Origin of the sequence: Sphingomonas sp. Y38-1Y (assembly GCF_032391395.1) — a bacterium.
Classification (GTDB): domain Bacteria; phylum Pseudomonadota; class Alphaproteobacteria; order Sphingomonadales; family Sphingomonadaceae; genus Sphingomonas.
On record NZ_CP135916.1, the window covers coordinates 154,430 to 177,499 of the forward strand.

16 protein-coding genes are annotated in these 23,070 nt (G+C 69.2%); 13 read left to right on the top strand and 3 right to left on the bottom strand.

Annotation, left to right across the window (positions count from 1 at the left end; translation table 11 throughout):
* Nucleotides 1-8: 8 nt before the first annotated feature.
* Both RS883_RS00725 and RS883_RS00730 read right to left on the bottom strand, forming a co-directional pair.
* Entirely contained in the window at nt 9-1,673 is a 1,665-nt protein-coding gene (locus RS883_RS00725) for a dihydroxy-acid dehydratase (RefSeq protein ID WP_315761696.1), read from the bottom strand.
* A 53-nt stretch (nt 1,674-1,726) separates the two neighbouring features.
* Nucleotides 1,727-3,205 carry an FAD-dependent oxidoreductase gene (locus RS883_RS00730; protein ID WP_315761698.1) on the bottom strand — a complete coding sequence of 493 codons (1,479 nt, stop codon included), beginning with the start codon at nt 3,203-3,205 and terminating at the stop codon, nt 1,727-1,729.
* 230 nt (nt 3,206-3,435) lie between these two features.
* On the opposite strand from RS883_RS00730, the gene RS883_RS00735 reads away from it, so the two are divergent.
* The 4 genes from RS883_RS00735 to RS883_RS00750 all read left to right on the top strand — a co-directional run bounded on the left by RS883_RS00735 (nt 3,436) and on the right by RS883_RS00750 (nt 9,302).
* Nucleotides 3,436-6,414 carry a TonB-dependent receptor domain-containing protein gene (locus RS883_RS00735; protein ID WP_315761700.1) on the top strand — a complete coding sequence of 993 codons (2,979 nt, stop codon included), beginning with the start codon at nt 3,436-3,438 and terminating at the stop codon, nt 6,412-6,414.
* Between the two features lie 190 nt (nt 6,415-6,604).
* Nucleotides 6,605-7,378, top strand: coding sequence for a TIM barrel protein (locus tag RS883_RS00740; protein ID WP_315761702.1), 774 nt, complete (start codon nt 6,605-6,607; stop codon nt 7,376-7,378).
* Between the two features lie 33 nt (nt 7,379-7,411).
* Complete coding sequence (locus RS883_RS00745) at nt 7,412-8,368, top strand: sugar phosphate isomerase/epimerase (protein WP_315761703.1); 957 nt, start codon at nt 7,412-7,414, stop codon at nt 8,366-8,368.
* A 10-nt stretch (nt 8,369-8,378) separates the two neighbouring features.
* Nucleotides 8,379-9,302 (top strand): sugar phosphate isomerase/epimerase, encoded by a 924-nt coding sequence (locus RS883_RS00750; protein ID WP_315761705.1) that lies wholly within the window; start codon nt 8,379-8,381, stop codon nt 9,300-9,302.
* A gap of 43 nt (nt 9,303-9,345) precedes the next feature.
* On the opposite strand, the gene RS883_RS00755 is transcribed toward RS883_RS00750, so the two are convergent.
* The gene (locus tag RS883_RS00755) at nt 9,346-11,220 is read right to left on the bottom strand and encodes a peptidase M61 (protein ID WP_315765219.1); all 1,875 of its coding nucleotides are present in this window, start codon (nt 11,218-11,220) and stop codon (nt 9,346-9,348) included.
* Between the two features lie 146 nt (nt 11,221-11,366).
* Between RS883_RS00755 and RS883_RS00760 the strand changes: the two genes are divergently transcribed.
* The 9 genes from RS883_RS00760 to RS883_RS00800 all read left to right on the top strand — a co-directional run bounded on the left by RS883_RS00760 (nt 11,367) and on the right by RS883_RS00800 (nt 22,896).
* A complete protein-coding gene (locus tag RS883_RS00760) occupies nt 11,367-11,948 on the top strand; it encodes an ANTAR domain-containing response regulator (protein ID WP_315761707.1) in 582 nt (193 codons plus the stop codon).
* Entirely contained in the window at nt 11,945-13,141 is a 1,197-nt protein-coding gene (locus RS883_RS00765) for an ABC transporter substrate-binding protein (RefSeq protein ID WP_315761709.1), read from the top strand. The genes RS883_RS00760 and RS883_RS00765 overlap by 4 nt, the downstream gene beginning before the upstream one ends.
* A gap of 256 nt (nt 13,142-13,397) precedes the next feature.
* Complete coding sequence (locus tag RS883_RS00770; protein ID WP_315761710.1) at nt 13,398-14,633, top strand: nitrate/nitrite transporter; 1,236 nt, start codon at nt 13,398-13,400, stop codon at nt 14,631-14,633.
* Nucleotides 14,633-15,823: a hypothetical protein gene (locus RS883_RS00775; RefSeq protein ID WP_315761712.1), complete on the top strand. Its 1,191-nt coding sequence runs from the start codon at nt 14,633-14,635 to the stop codon at nt 15,821-15,823. The genes RS883_RS00770 and RS883_RS00775 overlap by 1 nt, the downstream gene beginning before the upstream one ends.
* Complete coding sequence (gene nirB / locus RS883_RS00780) at nt 15,823-18,303, top strand: nitrite reductase large subunit NirB (RefSeq protein WP_315761714.1); 2,481 nt, start codon at nt 15,823-15,825, stop codon at nt 18,301-18,303. Before RS883_RS00775 ends, nirB begins: the two co-directional genes overlap by 1 nt.
* The gene (gene nirD, locus RS883_RS00785; RefSeq protein ID WP_315761716.1) at nt 18,300-18,638 is read left to right on the top strand and encodes a nitrite reductase small subunit NirD; all 339 of its coding nucleotides are present in this window, start codon (nt 18,300-18,302) and stop codon (nt 18,636-18,638) included. The genes nirB and nirD overlap by 4 nt, the downstream gene beginning before the upstream one ends.
* A gap of 151 nt (nt 18,639-18,789) precedes the next feature.
* A complete protein-coding gene (locus tag RS883_RS00790) occupies nt 18,790-21,372 on the top strand; it encodes a molybdopterin-dependent oxidoreductase (RefSeq protein WP_315761718.1) in 2,583 nt (860 codons plus the stop codon).
* Nucleotides 21,362-22,162, top strand: a complete 801-nt coding sequence (gene cobA / locus RS883_RS00795) for a uroporphyrinogen-III C-methyltransferase (protein ID WP_315761720.1) — start codon at nt 21,362-21,364, stop codon at nt 22,160-22,162. The genes RS883_RS00790 and cobA overlap by 11 nt, the downstream gene beginning before the upstream one ends.
* Before the next feature lie 32 nt (nt 22,163-22,194).
* Nucleotides 22,195-22,896 (top strand): HAD family hydrolase, encoded by a 702-nt coding sequence (locus tag RS883_RS00800; RefSeq protein WP_315761722.1) that lies wholly within the window; start codon nt 22,195-22,197, stop codon nt 22,894-22,896.
* Nucleotides 22,897-23,070: the final 174 nt, after the last annotated feature.

Sequence of the window (23,070 nt, forward strand, 5' to 3'; positions counted from 1 at the left end):
TTCCGGCATCATGCGGTGGGGATCGTCACCGCCCCCTTGGACATCGGCTGCACGTCGCGGCGATAGGCGGCGAGATAGCCGGTGGCGGCATTCGGGTAATTCTGATTCCAGGGCCGCGCGTCGAGCTCGGCCGGCGCGACGTCGATGTCGAGGCTGCGCGCCGGCACGTCGATGACGATCCGATCGCCATCGCGTACGCGCGCCAGCGGCCCGCCCACCGCCGCCTCGGGCGAGACCTCGGCGACGGTCAGTCCCTTCAGGCACAGGCCCGACAGCTGGCAGTCGGTGATAAAGGCGATGTCGCGCGCCAGGCCCGCCGCATCGATCGCGAACAGCACCAGGCTGGCGCCGCCGCCCATCGCCGGCCCGCCCTTGGGCCCCTGCCCGCGCAGGATGACGACGTCGCCCTTGGCGATCGCCTGCCGCTCGATCGCGGCCATCGCGCTCGGCGTGTCCTCGAACACGCGCGCGCGCCCCTCGAAGCGGTCGGGCCGCTTGGGGTCGCGCACGCCCAGCTTCACGATCGCGCTCTCGGGGGCGAGGCTGCCTTTCAGGATCGCGATCGACGGCCCTTCCGAAATCGGCCGGTCGAGCGGGCGGATGATGTCGGCGTCGCCATCCGGCTGCGCGTCGAGCACGGCGCCGAGCGGCTGGTTCATGCAGGTCTGCGCGGTCAGGTCCAGGATCGGCGCCAGCCGCTTCATCGTCGCCGCGGCGCCGCCGGCATCCTCGAACTGCTCGATGCGGACGGGGCCGTTGGGGCGCACCGCGCTCAGCACCGGCACCTGGCGCCCGACCTCGTCCCAGATCGCGAACAGGTCGGCGTCGGTGCCGGCCTCGACCGCGACGGCCTGCAGATGCTTGATCGCGTTGATCGATCCCGACACGGCGAGCGTCACCGCGGCGGCGTTGCGGAACGCGGCTTCGGTCAGGATGGTGCGCGGCAGCAGCCCTTCCTGAACCATCGCGACGATCCGCGCGCCGGCCTCGCGCGCCTTGTCGAACATCTTGTCGCTGTTGGCGCGCACGGGGGCGGAGCCGGGGATGCACATGCCCAGCGCCTCGACGACGCAATGCATGGTGTTGGCGGTCGCCATGCCGGCGCAGACGCCCGGTCCCCGCACCGCCTGCGGCACCATCGCCTCCAGCGGGAACTTCGCCTTGCCGCCGACGCGCTCGGCGATCGTGCCCGACCACAGGTCTTCCAGGTCGACGGGCTCGCCGTCGATCGCGCCCGAGGCCTGATAGCCGCCGATCACCAGGATCGTCGGAATGTTGAGCCGCGCCGCCGCCATCAGATGCCCGGGCGGCGTCTTGTCGCAAGAGGTCAGGCAGATCATGCCGTCGAGCAGCGCCGCCTCGACCTGCACCTCGATGTCGTGCGTGACGATGTCGCGCGCGGCGAGGATGTAGCTCCCCTGCTTGCCCGCGCCGGTGATGAAGTCGGACGGGGCGGCGGTGCGCACCTCGAACGGCACGCCGCCCGCGGCGCGGATCGCGTCCTTCACCACCTTGGCCACGCCATCCAGATGCGCGTAGCAGACCGCGAGCTCGGACGAGGAATTGACCACCGCGATCTTGGGCTTGAGGAGGTCCGCCTCGCTCAGCCCCAGCGCGTGCCAGTGCGCCCGGCGCGACGGCGAATTGGCGGCTAGGCTGCGCAGCTCGGGCATCGACTTCACTCTCCTCACTCGGGCCGGGCTTGGTGCCGGCTCCACTTTGTTGCTCAGGCGCGCGCGGCCCTGGCCGGTTCGGCCGTCGTCTCGGTGCGATCCTGAAGGAACACGCCCTGGTCGCGAAGCACCGCCTGAAGCTCGGCCACGTCGACCGCGCGCGGCTGGACGCCGGCCTTCGCCGCCAGCGCCGCCGCCGCGCCCGCCGCCTGGCCGGTCAGCCAGCATTGCGGGATCTCGCGCAGGAAGCCGTGCGAATTGGCATCGCACGAGATGTGCCGCCCGCACGCGAGCAACCCGTCCAGCCGCCGCGGCACCAGTGCGCCATAAGGGACCGAGATGACCGGGAATTTGGGCGAAACCGACGGGCTCACGCCCACCTCGTCGGCATGCACCGCGCCGCTCGACCAGTTCGCGCGCTCCACCCGGTCGACACCCGCCAGCCGCCGCGTATGCCGCACGCCGAGCTGCGGCGCGCTTTGCAGCATGTATGCATCCTCGAAGCCCGGCGCGTTGGCGCGGAAGAAGTCGCAATGGCTCGCCATGAAGCGGTGCGAGCGGATCTCGATCTCCGTCATCTCGTCGACGTCAAGCGCCGACAGGCCCGTCTGCCGCGGGCCCAGGAACAGCGCGATGTCGTCGCGCCACGACACATAGGGCGCCTGGAAGAAGCCGAGTTCCTGCCGCCCGCGCTGCACGAATGCCGAATAGCGCTCCGGATCGGCGGCGCGAAAGTCGAGCCAGCGCGGCATGTCGACGCCGCCCAGCATGAAGGCGGTGTTCATCGAATGATGCGTGTCGGCCGGCTCGATGTCGTTGTCAAAATCGGCGCCCGCGCGCGCGAACATGTCGCCGTCGCCCGTCGCATCGACGACGACCTTAGCCATCATCGCCTGACGCCCGGCCTTGCTCTCGAAATAGGCGCCGCGCACCTGCCCGTCCTCGACGATCGGCAGCGCCGCCCAGCCGTGAAAGACGAGGCGCACGCCCGCTTCGATCAGCATTTCCTGCGACACGAGCTTCAATCGTTCGGGATCGATCGTCGGCGACCAGGCGACGATGCCGTGGAACGCGGCGGTCCGCTGCTGCCAATAGGCGGCGAGCGCCGGGTCCTGCGATCCCCATTGATTGGGGCCTGGCCCCGCGACGCCCTCGGGCGGGAGCCGCGACAGCACTTCCTCGGCAAAGCCGCGGATGACGGGACGGCCGGTCCAGTCGGTCATCCGGTCGATCCAGATGACGAGACCGCCGGTCGAAAGCCCGCCCAGATGATTGTACCGCTCGAGCAGCACGACGTCCGCGCCCGCCTTTGCCGCGGCATAGGCGGCGGCCGATCCCGACGGGCCGCCACCGACCACCAGCACGTCGCACTGGTGATAGATCGGCACGTCGCGCGCCGGCTCATGATGCGTACCCTCGCCATTGCGCGGCGGCAGCGTGCGATCGCGCTTTTCGAACAAGTCGGAGGTAAGGATCCGGTCCTCGGTCCGCTCGACGCTCTGCACTTTCGGATTGACTGGCTGCTCGGACATTGCGCCTCTTGATCGCTCCCCTGAGACCAGCATCCATGCCGACCTGATTAGGTAGCTTGGTATCTTTCTAGACTCGACAGTGTCAACGGCGGGATTAGCCCACACGACGTTTTTTCTGGCTAAACCACTGATATATAGCAGTGAAAAAATAGGTAGCTTTGATAGCTATTTTTTCTTGTCAGCGCCGCGTCCGGTTTGATAGCTTTCTTCCGAACGCGACAGAGTGCGCGATGCCAGAGAGGATCGACATCATGCCCGCCCCCTATCGTTCGACGCTCGCCGGTGTCAGCGCCGCCGCCCTTCTCGCCGCGCTCGCCGGCGCTCCGGCCCATGCGCAGGACGCGCCCGCCGCGCCCGTCGCCGGGACACCGCAGGACGCGGCGACTCAGGACAGCCCCGCCGATACCGCGCCCGCCGGCGTGACCGACGGCGCGGTCGAGGACATCGTCGTGACCGGCACGCGCCTCGGCGGCGGCTTCTCCGCGCCCTCGCCCGTCTCGGTGGTCGGCACCGCCCGGCTGGAGCAGCGCGGCATCGCCAACGTCGCCGACGCGCTCAACGAAGTCCCCGCCTTTCGCGCGTCGAACACGCCTGCCTCGGGCGAGCTCAATCCCAATGCGGGCTATGTCGGCGGCCGCATCCTCGACCTTCGCGGCCTTGGCGCGGTCCGCACGCTGACGCTCGTCGACGGCAAGCGCTTCGTCCCCTCGACGACGCAGGCGACGGTCGACACCAACATGATCCCGTCGATCCTCTTGGAGCGGGCCGAGGTCGTGACCGGCGGCGCGTCCGCGCAATATGGCTCCGACGCGGTCGCGGGCGTCGCCAACCTGATCCTCAATCATCGGCTGGAGGGCATCCGCGCGACCGCACAGACCGGCGTCACCAAATATGGCGACAACGGCAACGTCACCATTGGGCTGGGCGCCGGCACCCGCATCGGCGACAATGTCCGCTTCGTCATCGGCGGCGAGTATGAGAACAGCCAGGGCATCGGCGATTGCCAGGCCCGCCCCTTCTGCCGGACAGAGGTGCTGAACTTCGGCCGGAATCCCGGCTATCTCGCGCTGCCCGCCAACAACATCCTCGGCGACGTGCGCCCCTCGACCGTGCCGTTCAACGGCGTCACCGTGCCGCCGACCGCCGCCTATTCCGGCCGGCCGACGCCGCTGCTCCGACCGATCGACGGCATCACCTTCGGTCCCGACGGCACGCCGCGCCGCTTCCAGTACGGTTCGCTCGTCAACAACCTCTACATGGTCGGCGGTGAGGGCGAGGGGCGGAACGCCTATTTCAAGGACCTGTATTTCAGCGCCCCGCTGGAACGCTATGCCGTTACCGCCAATGTCGATTGGGAAGTGTCGCCCGGCCTCACCTTCTCGCTGATGGGCAATTACGGCCATCTGACGTCGAGCTACAGCGCGACGGTCTATCGCAACCCCAACTTCACCATCCGCAACGACAACCCGTTCCTGCCGCGCTCGTCCGATCCCAGCCTCGATATCCCGACGCTGCTCGCACAGGGCAATCTGACCTCGTTCCAGATGGGCAAGGGCTTTGTCGAGCTCGGCCGGCCCGACATCACCACCAACAACGACCTCTACCGCATCGTCGCCTCGGTAAAGGGAACGATCTCGTCGCGCTTCGACTGGGACGCCTATTACCAGTACGGCCGCAACGAATTCCGCAACGACGTGACCAACCACACGATCACGTCGCGGATGCTGCTGGCGCTCGACGCGGTCCGCGATCCGAGCGGGCAGATCGTCTGCCGCGTCAATGCCGACGCCAATCCCGCCAACAACGACCCGAACTGCGTCGCCTTCAATCCCTTCGGCCAGCAATCGAGCCAGGCGGCGCGCGACTATGTCACCGCTGATGGCTTCCAGACCAACAACACGACGCAGCACGTCGTCGCCGGCAACATTCGCGGCAAGCTGTTCGACCTGCCCGCCGGTGCCGTCGCGATCGCGGTCGGCGGCGAGTATCGCTCGGACAGCGTCCAGGGCGATGCCGACGATCTCTCCCGCTCGCTCGCCTTCTTCTCGGCCAACGGCTCGCGCGTGTCGGGCAAGATCGAGGTGGTCGAAGGCTATGTCGAGGGCGAGATCCCGATCCTGCGCGGCGAATCCTTTGCCAACGAGCTGAGCATCAGCGGCGCGATCCGGCGCACGCGCTACAACCGGTCGAGCGAGCTTGCGCCCTCCTCCGACCTCAGCGTCACCACCTACAAATACGGCGCGGTGTACGAGCCGATCCCCGCGATCCGCTTCCGCGCCACCAATTCGCGCGACATCCGCGCGCCCAATGTCAGCGAGCTGTTCGGCCCGACCACCGCGATCAGCGGCATCGTCACCGATCCCTCGCGCGGCGGTGCGCAGACCAACCCGCGCATCTTCAGCGGCTCGAACCCCTCGCTTCGCCCGGAGCGTGCCGACACCTTCACCGCGGGCGTCGTGCTGAAGCCGTCGGGCGGCTTCCTCGGCCGCTTCCGCGCCTCGATCGACTATTACGAGATCAAGGTGGACGACGCGATTGCGACGCTGGGCCAGCAGAACATCGCGACCCGCTGTTTCGAGGGGCTGCAAAGCGCGTGCGACCTGATCGTGCGCGGCGCCGATGGCAGCATCACCCAGGTCACCGACGTGCTCCAGAACGTCAACGAGGTCATCAACCGCGGCGTCGATGCCGAGATCGAGTATCGCCAGCCGCTGGGAGCCTTGGGCGACGTCAATTTTCGGCTGCTGACGACCTATGTGAAAGACTTCATCACCGTCGATGCGGTCGGCGCCACCAACCGCGCGGGCCAGACCGGGCTTCGCGGCGGCACGCCCGCCGGCCTGCCGGACCTCGTCCTCGACGGGCTGGTCAGCTGGACGCTCAACAACTTCACGCTCAACGCCCACGGCCGCTTCATCAACAGCGGCTTCTACAACGCCGCGTTCGTGGGGCCGGAGCAGGACGGCTATGACCAGAACCTGGTCAACAGCTCCAGCACCAACGCGGTCCCCTCGCGCGGCTATCTGGACCTGCTCGCGCAGTACAAGCTCGACTATGGCCCCGACCGGTCGTTCACCGTGTTCCTCGGCATCGACAACGTCACCAACACGATGCCGCCGCTCAATCCCGGCTCGCACGGAACCGGCAACGCCATCATCTTCTCGCCCTTCGGCCAGACGTTCAAGGCGGGGCTTCGCCTGAACTACTGACGCGATCGCGACGGGGGCGCGCGGCGTCGGAAATCGCCGACCCGCCGCGCCCCGTCGATCGAGCGTGCACGGCCGCGATTGATTACCGCGCCGCGCCGACGTAATAGCGGCGCACAAAATAGCGGGATCGACCCGCCAGGCATACGGATGCGCGGGCGCATCACGGGGCCGTAGAATGGGAAGGGATCCTATGTCTGCGGCTTACCCACTATCCTCTTGCATCGAATGGCAGTTCGTCGAGGCCGGCGATCTCGACGCGCGGCTGCGCGCGGCCAAGGCTGCCGGGTTCGAGCTGGCCGAATTCCACCTGTGGCGCGACAAGCCGGTCGAGGCGCTGGCGACCGCGCTGGACGAAACCGGCATGCGCCTGACCAGCCTGTGCGTCGATCCGCGCCGCTCGATCGTCGACCCCGCCCAACGCGAGGAGATGGTGACCGCGGTGCGCGAGACGATCGCAGCGACCGCGATCCTCGGCAAGCCGAACCTGATCGTCGCCTCGGGCTTCCGCGTCGAGGGCATGAGCGAGGACGAGCATTTCGCCAACGCCGTCACCGCGCTGCGTGAGGCAGCGGACGCGGCCGAGGCGGCGGGCGTGATGCTGCTGCTCGAACCGCTCAACACGCGCCTGTTCGCGACCATGTACCTGGTCAGCACCAAGCTCGGCCTCGACCTGATCGAGGCGGTGAACAGCCCCAACCTCCGCCTCCTCTACGACGTCTGGCACAGCGCCGTCATGGGCGAGGACATGGCCGAGGTCCTGGCGGGGCGCATCCACCTGGTCGAGCATGTGCAGGTCGCCGACATGCCCGACCGCAACGAGCCCGGCACCGGCAGCGTCGACTGGGACCAGGTCACGCGGACGCTGCGCGGCCTTGGCTACACCGGCGCGATCGGCCTCGAATATTTCCCGACGATGCCGATGGACGAGTCGCTGGCGCTCTCTCAGCGCACGCTCGCCGACTGAGCCTCTTGCATCCCATTTGAACGGACCCGCGTGATGAACAGCGATCGGATTGCGATCAGCCTCGACCTGATCAACCGCCATTACCAGGAGCCGAACCGAAACCGGTTTGAGAGCAAGTATTTCTGGGAAGAACTCTATCCTCTGATCCGCGCGAGCGGATTTCGCTCGATCGAGATCCCCTATGAACCCGTGTGGCAGTTCGGCGGACGCAGCGGCGTGCCGATGAACCGCTATTGCATCAACACCAAGTACGAGAGCGCCGCCAATTACCGGACGGTGCTGGCGGACGCCGGCATCGATCGGGTGACGGGGGTCACGTTCGACCCCAACCTGTTCATGCGCAACGACAATCTCGATTTCTTCTTCGGCGCGTCGGGCCATTTCGCGGGTGAGGCACTGGCCCATGCCGCCGACCTCGGCGCCGATTACTTCGCGATCAGCCCGTCGCCCTTCTATGGCCGCGCCGCGCATTATCATCCCGATCTAGAGGCGAAGCGCGAGACGTTCGCCGCGCGCACGACCGATCTGCTCGGCGGCCTCGCCGAGAAGGCGGCGGCCTCGGGCGTCACGCTGGTGCTTCGCAACGAATATTGGAGCCTGTTCCGCGGGGAACAGATCCTGTCGCTACTGGACGCGCTGCCCGACGGCGTGAAGCTCGATATCGATGCGGCGACGCTGACCATCGCCGGCATCGATCCCAAGCCGTTCATCGAGGCGCATCAGGCGCGGATCGGCTGCGTCCACCTGACCGACACCGATTTCGTCGACGCGGACGAGACGTGGAAGACCGCGAATCCCGAATTCCCGGCCGCGCGCGCGACACAGGTGTTCCGCGATCCGGGCACTGGATCGGTCGACCTGGCGGGCATCGTCTCGCTGCTCGATCGCCTTGGCTATCAGGGGCCGGTCGTCGCCAGCGCCCGTCAGACGCGCGATCCGTTCCGCGCCTTGCTGCGGACCCGCGCCCTCCTCAACCAATTCGCGAACTGAGGCTCAGACGATGCCCAACATCCGCTACGCCAACATGTGCCACTGGAAGGCGATCCCGTACCGGCAGATCGAGAACTTCCGCGACTTCTATTACGAGGACAAGACCAATACCGCTTATTATTCGGACTGGGACAGGATCCTGAAGTACCAGGCGGCGCTCGGCTTTGACGGGATCGAGATCGCGCCCTGGGATCTGTCCGACATCCTGCCGCTGTTCGGCTCGCCCGAGAACTTCGCCGCCTTTGCCAAGGACCGCGGGGTCGAGGTGATCGGCATGTTCCACGGCGCCCACGCCTCGCACGACGCCGGCCATGAGGAAGAAGCGATCCGCGCGGGCCGCGAGGCGGTGGACACGATCGTCAAGTTCGGCGGCAGCTACATGAACACCTGCCCCACGCAGAATTACTGCGGCACCGGCCCACTGAGCCACGAAGAGGTGCAGCAATGCGCCAAGGTGATGAACGCCATCGGCGAATATGCCACCGACAACGGCGTGAAGATCGGGCTGCACAACGAGTTCTTCTGCGCGATCAACCTGCCCAACCACCGGCAGCTGATCGAAACGACCGATCCGCGCTATGTCCATTATTGCCTGGACACCGCACAGGTCGCGATCCTGGGTGAGGACATCCTCACCTTCTACAAGGATTATCACGACCGCATCAGCACCTTCCACCTCAAGGACACCGCGTCGGCGTTCCAGCCCGACAGCGTCCGCTATTCGCGCGATCCGGAGATCACCGACGACGGCACGCGCTGGTTCTGGGAGCCGGGTCTGGGCGAACTCGACCTCGAAGGGCTGTATCGCTTGCTCAAGGAGCATGAGTTCAAGGGCTGGATGTCGATCGAATATGACGGGTCGCCCGACATGCTCGCCTCGATGGCGCTGACGCGCTTTCACCTCGATACGGTGCTGCGGCCCATCTACGACTGATGACCGGGGCGTCCGGTTGCTGCGCGCGACCGGACGCCGCCGCTCAACGCGGCGCGATGAGCGCGCCGAGCGTGTCCGGCCGGTCGGCGATGCGGTCGAGCCGCGGATAGCGCAGGCCGCCGCGGTACCGGAGCGGTGCCTCGACCCGGCGACCATCCCGCTCGACCGTCACCACGACCGGCTGCTCCGCCGACCGACGCACCGCCGCGATCAGCGCATCCCGCGCGAAGGGCGAGCCGTTGACCGCGACGATCCGCACGCCGGGACGCAGGCCGGCACCGAACGCCGGACCGTTCCATGCGACCGCCCTCACCATCCCATTGTCGCGGACCGTCAGCCCGATCGAATAGGTGAGGTCCGCAACGCCCGCTTCCCCCTCGTTCGCCAGGAACGCCTCGGTCGGCGTGTCGGCAAAGACGAGCCGCCAGCCATGCCGGGTCAGCCCGCGATTTGTGTCGAGTTCGTCATGCGCATCGATCCACCCGCGCAGGATCCCGTCCCAGTCCGCAGGCGCCACCTCGTTCAGCGTCCGGCAGATGTCGCCGAACGTGTAGAGGCGCGTCGGCGCCTCGGCCGAAGCGCCCGCGAAGAAGCGCTGCGCGAAATCGTCGATGCCGCGGCGCCCGCCGCTCCGCTCACGCAGTTCGGCATCGATCGCGAGCCACAGCATCACGCCTTCGGCATAATAATCGCGGCGGCGCTGCCAGTCGCGCCACCCCATCGCCTGGCCCAGCATGAACGACGGATAGTTGACGTCGTCGGACAGCGGCCGCCACGCGCGACCCGGCCGCGCGGCGACTTCGGCGGCATCGATCGCGAGCCGGTCGCGCAGCTCGGCGGGCGTGAATTGCCCGGCGCGGGCGGCGAGCACGCGGCCCCAGAACTCGGTCTGCCCCTCGTACATCCACAACAGGCTGCCGGAGACGGGGACGTTGGGCGTCGGCGCCCACAGGTCGGCGGGTGTGCGATGGAAGCCGTTCCAGGCGTGCACGATCTCGTGCGCGATCAGGTCGCGCGACATGAGCTGGCGCTGCCAGGCGCTGAAGTGGGTGGAGGCCAGCCCGTTCTCGCTCGACGTGCGGTGCTCGGTCCCGCCCGACGCGCCGTCGTCGCTCAGCCTTGCCAGGATGTCGTAGCGGCGAAAGGGCGTGGGACCGAACACCGCACGCATCTGTTCGATGAGCTTACGAAGCTCCGCGACGCGCGCGGCCGGCACCTCCAGATCGTCCGGCCGCTCCGCCACCAGGTCGAGCATGACGGCCCCGGGGCCGGCGGCAGTCAGCGGCATCTGCCGCGCATGGCGGCCCGCCAGCACCGGCGCGTCGAGCAGCGTCTCCAGCGTCGTCCGCTCGAACTGCAGCGTCGGGCCGCGGTCACGCTCGACCGGCAGCGCGGTGAAGGCGCGCAGCCCCGCCGGCAGGGTCAGCGTCGCCGCGACCGGGAGGTTCCGCGTGTACCACCCCGCCGGATAGAGCGTCAGCCGCTGCCACGGCACGGACACGACGTCCGGCGTCAGCAGGTCGCCGCCGGCCACCATCTGGAACCGCACCTCGATCGCGCGGGTGCCGGGCGGCACCTCGATGTGAAAGGCGTGCGGGTCATAGCGGTCGCGCCGCCACGGCACGCGCTTCCCCGCCGCCTCGATCGTCAGGCCGGCGAGGTCGGTGACGGTCAGGCTCGGCCCGTGGCTGGCGGCTTCCCACCGCGGATAGAGCAGCGTCACCCGGCCGCTCGCGTCCACCGGGATGCGCTGGCGAACGGAAAAGATGCGGCGGGCGACGTCGGTCGCATCGACGTGCAGCTCGATGACGCCGTCGAAGCGCCGGTCCATAGGTGCGGGAACGCTGGAGGACGGCGCCGAATAGACCGGCCCCTGTCCCGGCGGCGAGAACGCCGTCGTCCCCGGCGCCGCAAGCATCAGCGACAAGGCAAGAGATCGGCGGCGAAGAGCGCTCACGTGTCGATGGTTCCCCAATGGCTGTCGCCGGCCCTTTAGGGTCGGTCGGTCGTTTCGCTCAAGAATGCGCACTGGCAGCACCGCCGCGCGCGCGGTAGCCAGCGTCCGTGCGAATCGCGATCATCGATACCAGTGAAACGCGGGCGGCGATCATCGCCGATGGGCTTCGCGACGCCGGGCTGGACGATCAGGTGGTGATCGACCCCGCCGGCCCGCTCGCGCGCCAGATCGAGGCGTGCGCGCCGGAGGTCGTGCTCATCAACCTGGAGAACCCCAGCCGCGACCTGCTCGAGGATTTCTTCGCCATGTCGCGCGTGCTGGGCCGGCCGATCGCGATGTTCGTCGACCAGTCCGATGCCGAAAGCGCGCTTGCCGCCGTCGATGCGGGCGTGTCGGCCTATGTCGTCGACGGGCTGGCGCGCCAGCGGATCAAGCCCGTGCTCGACGTCGCGATCCGACGCTTCCAGGCGTTTTCGCGATTGCAGGCCGAGCTGGCCGAGGCGAAGACGGCGCTGGCCGACCGGCAGACGATCGACCGGGCCAAGGCGATCCTGATGCGCCGCCGCGGCATCGACGAACCTGCCGCCTATGCACTGCTGCGCGGCCACGCGATGCAATCCAACCGCCGCATCGCCGAAGTGGCCGAGGCGATCGTGACCAGCGAGGCGCTGATGGGAGACCTGCCATGAGCACCGAGCGCTTCCGCATCGGCTTCCTGCCGCTGGTCGATGCCGCGCTGCCGATCCTGGCGCAGGAGCTCGGCTTTGCCGAGGCGGAGGGGCTGGCGCTCGACCTGGTTCGCGATGTCACCTGGGCGACGGTGCGCGACCGGCTCCTCTATGGCCACACCGATGCCGCGCACATGGTCGCGCCGCTCGCGATCGCCAGCGCGCTGGGGCGCGACCGGCCGCCGACGGCGATGGCGGTGCCGTTCGTGCTGGGGCTGAACGGCAACGCCATCACCTTCTCGACCGCACTGGGCGAGGCGTGCGGGCTGGGCGACACGCTGGGTGATCCGCATACGGTCGGCGCGGCGCTGCGTTCGGTCGCGGGCACGCGGCGGCTGCGCTTCGGCGTCGTGCATCGCTATTCGAGCCACAACTACATGCTCCGCTACTGGCTGGCCGGCGTGGGCATCCGCCCCGATGCCGATGTCGAGATCGTCGTCACCAGCCCACCCTTCGCCGCCGACGCGCTGGCGAGCGGCGAAGTCGACGGCATCTGCGTGGGCGAGCCATGGAATTCGATCGCGGTCGATCGCGGTGTCGGCCGCATCGCGCTGGCGACGGCGCAGATCTGGCGCCGCGGCGTCGAAAAGGTGCTGGCGATGCGCGCCGATGTCGCCGCCGAGCGCGCCGACGCGACGCAGCGCCTGATCCGCGCGCTCCACGCGGCGGCCGCGCATTTCGTCCGACCGGAGACGGCGGAGACCAACGCCGCGATCCTCGCGCGGCCCGCCTATCTCGACGCACCGGCCGACGCGATCCTGCGCGCGATCACCGACCGCATCCGCCTCGTCCAGGGCGGGGAACCCGTCCACTATCCCGACTTCATGTTCCAGCATCGCGAGGCGGCGAACTTCCCGTGGCGCAGCCAGGCGGCGTGGCTCTACGCGCAGATGACGCGCTGGGACGGGCGCGGCTACGACGCGGGCGACGCGGCGATCGCGGCGGCGACGTTCAGGCCCGACCTCTATCGCGCGGCGCTCGCGGGGTCGGGTGCGGTGCTGCCCGGCGCCTCGTCGAAGCTGGAGGGGGCGCTCGGCGAGCCGATCGGCGCGGGGTCGACGCAGGGGCGGCTGATGCTCGGCAACGATCGCTTCTTCGACGGCCGGGCGTTCGATCCCGACGACATTCCGGGCTATCTCGCCGCGCTGCCCTGACGATCGGCGTGCAAATGCTGCAACTGCGAAAACCGCTTGTGCCGCGACCGCGAATCAGGCACCTTGATGGTCGCTCGGCAAGGACGCCGGGCACGAGATAGCAGCGACACGCCTCTCCAGCGCCGGGGAGGTTCCGCTGACGGAAACGCCGGCACCGCCGGCATCCGACGAGGCAACGAAGCCGCCAGGACGCGCCCCACAAGGGCCGCCGTCCTGGCGGCTTTTTCTATTTCCGGTTCAGCCGAGGGGACGGGCGATGGCGACGGCATTCTGGGACGAGACACGGGCCGAGAAGAGCGATTTCTGGCGAAGCGGGCATGTGCCGACATTGGTCGCCGCCTTCCTCTACTTCGACCTGGCCTTCATGGTGTGGGTGCTGCTGGGGCCGCTCGCGCCCGAGATCGCCAAGACGCTGGCGCTGACGCCCGCCGAACAGGGGCTGATGGTCGCGGTGCCGACGCTGGCGGGCGCGGTGCTGCGCGTGGTCAACGGCCTGCTGGTCGACCGGATCGGCCCCAAGCGGTCGGGCGCGATCAGCCAGGTGATCGTCATCGCCGGGCTGTTCTCGGCCTGGAGCATGGGCGTCAACAGCTTTGTCGGCACACTGGCGCTGGGCGTCGTGCTGGGCTTTGCCGGCGCGTCGTTCGCGATCGCGCTGCCGCTCGCCAGCCGCTGGTACCCGCCGGAGCATCAGGGCAAGGCGATGGGCCTGGCCGGTATGGGCAATTCGGGCACCGTGCTCGCCGCGCTGTTCGCGCCCGCGCTTGCCAAGCTGTTCGGCTGGAACGCGGTGCTGGGGCTCGCCTGCATCCCGCTGACGATCGTTTTCGCGCTCTATCTTTTGATGGCGAAGGATGCGCCGGGTGCGCCCGCGCCCAAGCGGCTGGCCGAATATATGGCGCCGCTGCGCGAGGCGGACGCGTGGTGGCTGATGGCCTTTTACTCGGTCACATTCGGCGGGTTCGTCGGGCTGGCGGCGAGCCTGCCGATCTACTTTACCGACCGGTTCGGGCTGACGACGATCCAGGCGGGCTATGCCACCGCGGCGTGCGTGTTCGCCGGGTCGCTGGTGCGACCGATGGGCGGCGCGCTCGCCGACCAGGTCGGCGGCGTCAAGGCGCTGACCGCAGTGTTCCTGCTCGCCGCGGTGGCACTGGCGGGGGTGGCGAGCGCGAGCAGCTTCGTCGCCGCGCTCACGCTGTTCGTCATCGCGATGCTGGCGCTGGGCGTCGGCAACGGGTCGGTGTTCCAGCTCGTGCCCCAGCGCTTCGGCGCCGAGATCGGGGTAATGACCGGGCTGGTCGGCATGGCGGGCGGCGTCGGCGGCTTCTATCTCGCCTCCTCGCTGGGTCTCGCCAAGCAGTGGACGGGCAGTTTCGCGCCCGGCTTCCTCATCTTCGCCGCGCTGTCGCTGCTGGCGCTGGCCGGGCTGACGCTGGTCAAGGGCGGCTGGCGGCGCAGCTGGGGCGCGGCCGAGGGGGTGCGGATCTGATGCGCGCGCTCGCGCTCCTGACCCTGGTGGCGGCGACGCCGGCCGCCGCGCAGACGATCAAGCCGCTGGCCGAAGCGCGGCTGCGCTACGAACATGCCGAGCAGGACGGGCTGCCGCAGAATGCCGACGCGGTGACGATGCGGGTCCGTGCCGGGGTGGAGGCGAGCGTGAGCGGCGTTTCCGCGCTGATCGAGGCGCAGGGCAACCTCGCGATCGTCGGCGACTATTATGACGGGCTGCACGGCACTCAGACCCGCCCGCTGGTCGCCGATCCGCAAAACGTCGCGCTCTACCGCGCGCAGCTGCGCTACGCCGCGGCGGGACAGGCGGTGACGCTGGGGCGCCAGCGCATCGCCCTCGACGACGAGCGGTTCGTCGGCAACATCCCGTTCCGCCAGAACGCCCAGACCTTCGACGCGGTGCGCGGCGAGTTCGCGCCGGTGAAGGGTCTCAAGGCCGATCTCAGCTATGTCTGGTCGGTCCGCACGCTCTGGGGGATCGACGGCACCGGGGCGCGCCAGCGTGCGGTCGATGGCGATACGGTACTCGCCAATCTCGCCTGGGCGTCACCGGTCGGCACGCTCACCGGCTTCGGCTACTGGATCGATCAGGACGAGGCGGCGGTGCAGGGCTATCGTCTGTCGAGCCGGACGCTGGGCGTGCGGCTGGCGGGCACCCGGCGGATCGGCGGGGCAAAGCTCGCCTATGCGGCCAGCTATGCGCGGCAAGCCGATCATCACCGCAATCCCAACGACTATCAGGCCGATTACTGGACAGTCGACGCCGCGCTCGACCTGAACGGGCCGCGGCTGGGCGGCGGCTACGAGGTGTTCGGCGCCGACGACGGCCGCGCGCTGACGAGCTTCCAGACGCCGCTCGCCGCCAATTTTAAGTTCAACGGCTGGGCCGAGAAGTTCACCGTGAAGCCCGCCGACGGCCTGCGCGACCTCTACGCCAGCGCCGGCTGGGGGTGGAAGGCGCTCGGCCCGCTTCAGGCGGTGACGCTGTCGGCGACGTGGCACCGGTTCGACAGCGACCGGCTGTCCCGCCGTTACGGCGAGGAGGTCGACCTGCTCGCCCAGGCGCGCATCGGCCGCACCACCGCTGGCATCCGCTACGCCGACTATCACGCCGACAGCTTCGCCACCGACACCCGCAAGCTGTGGCTCCAACTCGACTGGACCATCTGATGAAGCACGAACCCATCCGGGCCGCGCAGGCCGATATGCGCCCGCATTTGATCGTCATCGGCAACGGCATGGCCGGCTGTCGCGCGGTCGAGGAACTGATCGCGCGCGATCCCGGCCGCTACCGCGTGACGATCTTCGGCGCGGAGCCGCTGGTCAACTACAACCGCATCATGCTCTCGCCGGTGCTGGCGGGCGAAAAGACGTTCGAAGAGATCGTCATCAACGGCCACGACTGGTATGCCGAACACGGCATCACGCTGCTGAGCGGCGATCCCGTCATCGGTATCGACCGCGCGGCGCGAACGGTGACGAGCCGCAGCGGCCTGACGATGGGCTATGACCGGCTGCTGATCGCGACGGGCAGCGATCCCTTCATCATCCCGGTACCCGGCCACGACCTGCCCGGCGTCGTCAGCTTCCGCGACATGAACGATGTCGAAGCGATGCTGGCGGCAGCCGATCGCGGCGGCAGCGCGGTGGTGATCGGCGGCGGCCTATTGGGCCTGGAGGCAGCGCATGGCCTGTCGCTCAGGGGCATGAAGGTGACGGTGCTGCACCTGATGCCGACGCTGATGGAACGCCAGCTCGACGAAGCGGCGGGCTGGCTGCTCAAGACCGCACTGGAGGCGCGCGGGCAGACGATCCTGACCGGCGCCGACACCGCCGCGATCGTCGGCGACGGCCGGGTCGAGGGTGTGCGGCTGAAGGACGGGACCGAGATCGCCGCCGACCTCGTCGTCATGGCCGTCGGCATCCGCCCGTCGGTCGCGCTGGCGCGGCAGGCGGGCCTAGCGGTCGGGCGCGGGATCCAGGTCGACGATCATATGGTCACCAGCGACCCCAGCGTCCTCGCGGTCGGCGAATGCGTCGAGCATGACGGCCAGGTCTATGGCCTCGTCGCGCCGCTCTGGGACATGTGCCGCGCGCTGGCGGACGGGCTGGTCGAGGCGCCGACCGGTTACCGCCCCGCCCCCACCTCGACCAAGCTCAAGGTCGCGGGGCTCGACGTCTTTTCCGCGGGCGACTTCTCGGGCGGCGACGGGGCGGAGGACATCGTCCTGCGCGATGCCAGCCGCGGCATCTACAAGCGCGTGGTGGTGCGCGGTGACCGCATCGTCGGCGCGGTGCTGTACGGCGACACCGCCGACGGCAATTGGTATTTCGACCTGCTCAAGAAGGGCGAAGACGTCGCCGACATCCGCGACGCGCTGATCTTCGGCCAGGCCTATGCCTCGGGAGGGGGGCAAACGGACCCTAAGGCGGCCGTTGCGGCGCTTTCCGACGATGCGGAAATCTGCGGCTGCAACGGCGTCTCCAAGGGCCGCGTCCTCGCCTGCATCGATGGCGGGGCGGCGAGCCTTGATGCGGTGCGCAGCGGCTGCAAGGCATCGGCAAGCTGCGGCTCCTGCACCGGTATCGTCGAGAGCCTGCTCGCGCTGCGGCTGGGCGCCGAAGTCGAAGCCGGGCCGAAGACGATGTGCAAATGCACCAGCTTCGGCCATGACGACGTGCGGCGAGAGATCGTCGCACAGGGCATGCGCTCGATCCCGGAGGTCATGCAGAAGCTGCACTGGTCGACGCCCGACGGCTGTTCGTCCTGCCGCCCGGCGCTCAACTATTACCTGCTCTGCGCGCTGCCCGGCGAATATGAGGACGACCAGCAGAGCCGCTTCGTCAACGAGCGGATGCATGCCAACATCCAGAAGGACGGCACCTATTCGGTGGTGCCGCGCATGTGGGGCGGCCTGACCAACTCGCGCGAGCTGCGCGCGATCGCCGACGTGGTCGAGAAGTTCGACGCGCCGATGGTCAAGGTGACCGGCGGCCAGCGGCTCGACATCTTTGGGATCAGGAAGGAGGATCTGCCCGCCGTCTGGGCCGATCTCAACGCCGCCGGCATGGTCAGCGGCCACGCCTATGGCAAGTCGCTGCGGACGGTGAAGACCTGTGTCGGCAGCGAATGGTGCCGGTTCGGCACGCAGGATTCGACGGGGCTGGGCGTGAAGATCGAGCGCGCCACCTGGGGCAGCTGGATGCCGCACAAGTTCAAGATCGCCGTCTCCGGCTGCCCGCGCAATTGCGCCGAGGCGACGATCAAGGATTTCGGCATCGTCTGCGTCGATTCGGGCTACGAGCTTCATGTCGGCGGCAATGGCGGGATCAAGGTCCGCGCCACCGACCTCCTGTGCAAGGTCGCGACCGAGGCCGAGGCGATGGAGATGTGCGCCGCCTTTATCCAGCTTTATCGCGAGGAGGCACGCTATCTGGAGCGCACCGCGCCGTGGATCGAGCGGGTCGGCCTCGCCTATATCCAGTCGCGGCTGCTGCCCGACGCGGCGGCACGACGCGACCTCGCCGAACGGTTCCGTTTCTCGCAGAGCTTCATGCAGGACGATCCCTGGGCGGCGCGCGTCGCCGGGGCCGAGCGCGAGCATCACGCGCCAATGGCGCGCTTCACCCCGGCGGAGGCAATGGCATGATCGGCGAATGGCTCGATATCGGCTGGGTCGGCGAAATCCCGCTTCGCGGCAGCCGCACGATCACCGTCGATGGCGGCGACGACATCGCCGTGTTCCGCACCGGCGAGAGCCAGGTGTTCGCGCTCCTCGATCGCTGCCCACACAAGCATGGCCGGCTGAGCCAGGGCATCGTCCATGGCGGCGCGGTCGCGTGCCCGCTCCACAATTGGCGCATCAGCCTGTCGACCGGCGAGGCGCTGGGCGAGGACAAAGGCTGCACGCCGACGGTGCCGGTCCGGATCAGCGGCGGCCGCGTGCTGATCTGCCGCGCCAGCCTGTTGAAGGCGGCGGCATGAGGGCGCTGGCCAAGATCCTTCCCCGGAGGGGGAGGGGGACCAGCGAAGCTGGTGGAGGGGTAGTCGCCTCGAACGCAGCGCCGCATGGCTGGGCGGCCTACCCCTCCACCGCCTTCGGCGGTCCCCCTCCCCCTCCGGGGGAGGATCGTTCGTGACGATCAAGACCACCTGCGCCTATTGCGGCGTGGGCTGCGGCATCGTCGCGACGCGCACGGGCGAGCGATCGGTCGAGATCAAGGGCGACCCCGACCACCCCGCCAATCGCGGCCGACTCTGCTCCAAGGGCACGCATCTGGGCGAGACGGTGGGCCTGGAGGGTCGGCTGCTCCATCCGATGATCGGCCGTCGCCGCGCGTCGTGGGACAAGGCGCTGAACCTCGTCGCCGCGCGCTTTCGCCGCACCATCGCCGAGCATGGGCCGGGCAGCGTCGCCTTCTACGTCTCGGGCCAAATGCTGACCGAGGATTATTACGTCGCCAACAAGCTGATGAAGGGGTTTATCGGCACCGCGAACATCGACACCAATTCGCGCCTCTGCATGTCGAGCGCGGTTGCCGGCCACACCCGCGCGTTCGGCGAGGACGTCGTCCCGGCAAGCTATGATGACATCGACGCCGCCGACCTGATCGTGCTGGTCGGGTCGAACACCGCCTGGTGCCACCCGATCGTCTATCAGCGCATCCGCGCGCGGTGCGATGCCGGTGCGAAGCTCGTCGTCATCGATCCGCGCCGGACGGAAACGGCGGACGAGGCCGACCTCCACCTCGCGATCCGGCCCGGCAGCGACGTCGCGCTGATGAACGGCCTGCTCGCCTGGTGCCGAGATGCGGGCGTGCTCGACAAGGCATTCCTTCGCGACCATGTCGCGGTGCCGGAGGGGTTCTGGGACATCGAGGACAGCGACCTCTGGTCCACCGCCCGCACCTGCGACGTGCCCGCCGCCGACCTCCGCCGCTTCTACGAATGGTTCGCCGCCACGCCGCGGACGGTGACGCTGTTCAGCCAGGGCGTGAACCAGTCGCTGACCGGCACCGATCAGGTCAACGCGATCCTGAACGTCCATCTCGCCACCGGCCGCATCGGCAAGCCGGGTGCGCAGCCCTTCTCGATCACTGGACAGCCCAATGCCATGGGCGGGCGCGAGGTCGGCGGGCTCGCCTCGACGCTGGCCGCGCACATGGACTTCGCCGAGGCGAACCGCGCGATCGTGCAGCGTTTCTGGGCCTCGCCGACGATCGCCGCCAAGCCGGGGCTCAAGGCCGTCGACCTGTTCCGCGCGGTCGGCGAGGGGCGGATCAAGGCGCTGTGGGTGATGGCGACCAACCCCGCGGTGTCGATGCCCGACGCCGGCCGCGTGCGCGAGGCGCTCACCGCCTGTCCGTTCGTCGTCGTCAGCGACGTGATGGCCGACACCGACACGGGCGCCTTCGCGCACGTCCGCCTCCCCGCCGCCGCCTGGGGCGAGAAGGACGGGACCGTCACCAACTCTGACCGCACGATCAGCCGCCAGCGCGCGATCTTCCCGCTGCCGGGCGAGGCGAAGCCCGACTGGTGGATCGTCAAGGAGGTCGCGCGGCGGATGGGGTGGAAGACCGCCTTCGCCTACGACCGGCCCGCCGATATCTGGCGCGAGCATGTCCGCCTCTCGACCTATCGCAACGAGGGCGCGCGGCTGTTCTCGCTGACGGGACGGGCGAGCGGCGGCAATGCCGATTACGACGCGATGGCGCCGTTCCGCTGGGGCGGGACGCCGTTCGCCGATGGCCGCTTTCCGACGCCCGACGGTCGGGCGCGATTGGTCCCGGTGGCGCAGAAGCCGCTCGCCGCGCCGCTGCGCGACTGGCCGCTGACGCTCAACACCGGCCGTTATCGCGACCAGTGGCATACGATGACGCGCACCGGCCTCGCGCCCAAGCTCGCGCGCCATCGCGAGGAGCCGCTGGTCGAGGTGCATCCAGAGGATGCCGCGCGGCTGGGCATCGCCGACGGCGCGCTGGCGCGGGTCGCGACGCCGCAGGGCGAGAGCCTCTATCGCGCGCGTGTGACCGATGCGCAGCGGCCGGGCGAGCTGTTCGTACCGATCCACTGGACTGACCAAACCTCTTCGGGCGGGCGTACCGGCCTGCTCCCGCGCCCGCTCGCCGATCCGATCTCCGGCCAGCCGGGGTTCAAGGCGGCACCGGCCGCCATCACCGCGGTCGCGACGAGCTGGCGCGGGTTCCTGATCCTTGCGGGGGAGCCGGCGCCGCGGCCCGACTGCCTGTGGGCGACCCGCGTGGCGATCCCGTCGGGAAGCCTTTGGGAGCTGGCGGGCGATGGCGATCCGGCACGGCTGGAGACGATCCTGCCTGCGGGCGAGCGGATCGAGGCGGTCGACGCCGCGCGCGGCACCCGCCGCGTCGCGGTACTCGCCGGCGGGCGGCTCGTCGCGGCGCTGTTCGTCACCGAATGCGGCGAGCTGCCCGCGCGAGACTGGCTGATCGCGCAGCTGGGCGAGGTCGAAGCGGCGCCGACGCTGCTCGCCGGCCGGGCGCCTGGGGCGGTGGTCGATCGCGGGCCGGTGGTCTGCGCATGCTTCGACATCGGCCTCAAGACCATCGTCGCGGCGATCCGCGACCAGGGACTGGCCGACGTCGCCGCGATCGGCGCGGCGATCGGTGCGGGCACCAATTGCGGCTCGTGCCGCCCCGCGCTCGCGCGGCTCATCGCAGGAGAGACGACCCATGCGGCATGACGAGTTCCCGGCCGGCAGCGTCTGGCTGGTCGGCGCGGGGCCGGGCGATCCCGACCTTCTGACGCGCAAGGCGCTGCGGCTGATCGCCGCGGCCGACATCGTCTTCCATGACGCGCTGGTCGGCCCCGGTGTGCTCGATCTGATCGGGCCGGAGACCGAGCGCGTCAGCGTCGGCAAGCGATCGGGCCGCCATTCCAAGGATCAGGGAACGATCGACGCGCTGATCGTCGCTGCGGCGCTCGCGGGGCGGCGCGTCGTTCGGCTGAAGGGCGGCGACCCGGCGATCTTCGGGCGGACGGCGGAGGAGCTCGCCGCCTGCCGGGCCGCCGGCGTGCCCGTCCACATCTGTCCCGGCATCACCGCCGCCAGCGCCGCGGTCGCCTCTGCCGGCGCGAGCCTGACGCTGCGCGGTCTCGCCCGGCAGCTCACCTTCGTGACCGCGCACGCATCGGCGGGAAAGCCGCTCGATCTCGACTGGCGAACGCTGTCGGCACCCGATGCGACGCTTGCCGTCTATATGGGCCGCGCCGCCGCCGCGACCGTCGCCCGGCAGCTCATCGCCGCGGGCCGCGCGCCGGACACGCCGGTGCTCGTCGTCGTCAACGCCGCGCTGCCCAGCGAGCGGATCATCCGCGGCCAGCTGTTCGCGCTTTCCTTCCTGGTCGAGGCGGTCAGCGACGACGATCCCGCGGTGCTCATCATCGGCGAGGCGGTGGCCGCGGCCGATGGACGCAGCGCCAAGGCCGCCCTGGCCGTCACCGCACCGTCGAACGCCTCCAACCCGGCTTGATCGCCGCGGCGGATCGCGGCAGCGAAGGTGGCATGACGATCCGCCTCATCTGCCTCGATGCCGACGACACGCTGTGGCACAACATGCGGCACTTCAACGCTGCCGAGGACGCGTTCCTGGCGATGCTCCGCCCCTTTGCCGAGGCGGGGGTCGCCCGCGCCGCGCTGGAGGCGTGCGAGGCGCGCAACCTGCCGCTCTATGGCTACGGCGCCAAGGGGTTCACGCTGTCGATGATCGAGACCGCGGTCGAACTCTGCGGCGACCGGATGCGTCCAGGGATGATCGCCGACCTGCTCGCCGCCGGCCGCGACCTGCTCGCCCACCCCGTCGAGCTGCTCGACGATATCGACGCGACGCTGGACGCGCTCGACAGCCGCGGCAAGCTCGTGCTCGTGACCAAGGGCGATCTGCTGCATCAGGAGGCCAAGCTCGCCGCATCGGGCCTGGGCGATCGCTTCGCCGGGGTCGAGATCGTCAGCGACAAGACAGCCGCGACCTTCGAAAAGCTGTTCGCGCGGCATGGCGTCGAGCCCGAAGAGGCGATCATGGCCGGCGATTCGATGCGGTCCGACATTCTGCCGTCGCTGGCGGCCGGCGCATGGGCCGCCTATGTCCCGCAAGCGGGCGCGTGGTCGCATGAGCACGCCGCGCCGCCGGCGGCGGGCGACCGCTTTGCCGAGCTGCCGAGCCTGGCGGCGCTGCCCGCGCTCATCGATCGCATCAACGTCGGCTGAACCGGACGGCCGGAAGCCGCACGATCGCGTGATCCCGGCGGGCAAAGCGTTTCGCCCGAACAATCATTTTCAGAATCGGAAGCGTCGCAACGCGCGGCGGCAATCGACCGTCCTCCCGCTCGTAACTGGCGCGGTGCGCCGGGGCGTATCGCGTTCGTATACCCAACGACCGTC

Coding starts and splice junctions, on each gene's coding strand:
- RS883_RS00740 (WP_315761702.1), top strand. CDS start 6,605: ATGTCTGCGGCTTACCCACTATCCTCTTGCATCGAATGGCAGTTCGTC.
- RS883_RS00765 (WP_315761709.1), top strand. CDS start 11,945: ATGAGCACCGAGCGCTTCCGCATCGGCTTCCTGCCGCTGGTCGATGCC.
- RS883_RS00755 (WP_315765219.1), bottom strand. CDS start 11,220: ATGCTTGCGGCGCCGGGGACGACGGCGTTCTCGCCGCCGGGACAGGGG.
- RS883_RS00745 (WP_315761703.1), top strand. CDS start 7,412: ATGAACAGCGATCGGATTGCGATCAGCCTCGACCTGATCAACCGCCAT.
- RS883_RS00730 (WP_315761698.1), bottom strand. CDS start 3,205: ATGTCCGAGCAGCCAGTCAATCCGAAAGTGCAGAGCGTCGAGCGGACC.
- RS883_RS00725 (WP_315761696.1), bottom strand. CDS start 1,673: ATGCCCGAGCTGCGCAGCCTAGCCGCCAATTCGCCGTCGCGCCGGGCG.
- nirD (WP_315761716.1), top strand. CDS start 18,300: ATGATCGGCGAATGGCTCGATATCGGCTGGGTCGGCGAAATCCCGCTT.
- nirB (WP_315761714.1), top strand. CDS start 15,823: ATGAAGCACGAACCCATCCGGGCCGCGCAGGCCGATATGCGCCCGCAT.
- RS883_RS00770 (WP_315761710.1), top strand. CDS start 13,398: ATGGCGACGGCATTCTGGGACGAGACACGGGCCGAGAAGAGCGATTTC.
- RS883_RS00750 (WP_315761705.1), top strand. CDS start 8,379: ATGCCCAACATCCGCTACGCCAACATGTGCCACTGGAAGGCGATCCCG.
- cobA (WP_315761720.1), top strand. CDS start 21,362: ATGCGGCATGACGAGTTCCCGGCCGGCAGCGTCTGGCTGGTCGGCGCG.
- RS883_RS00775 (WP_315761712.1), top strand. CDS start 14,633: ATGCGCGCGCTCGCGCTCCTGACCCTGGTGGCGGCGACGCCGGCCGCC.
- RS883_RS00800 (WP_315761722.1), top strand. CDS start 22,195: ATGACGATCCGCCTCATCTGCCTCGATGCCGACGACACGCTGTGGCAC.
- RS883_RS00735 (WP_315761700.1), top strand. CDS start 3,436: ATGCCAGAGAGGATCGACATCATGCCCGCCCCCTATCGTTCGACGCTC.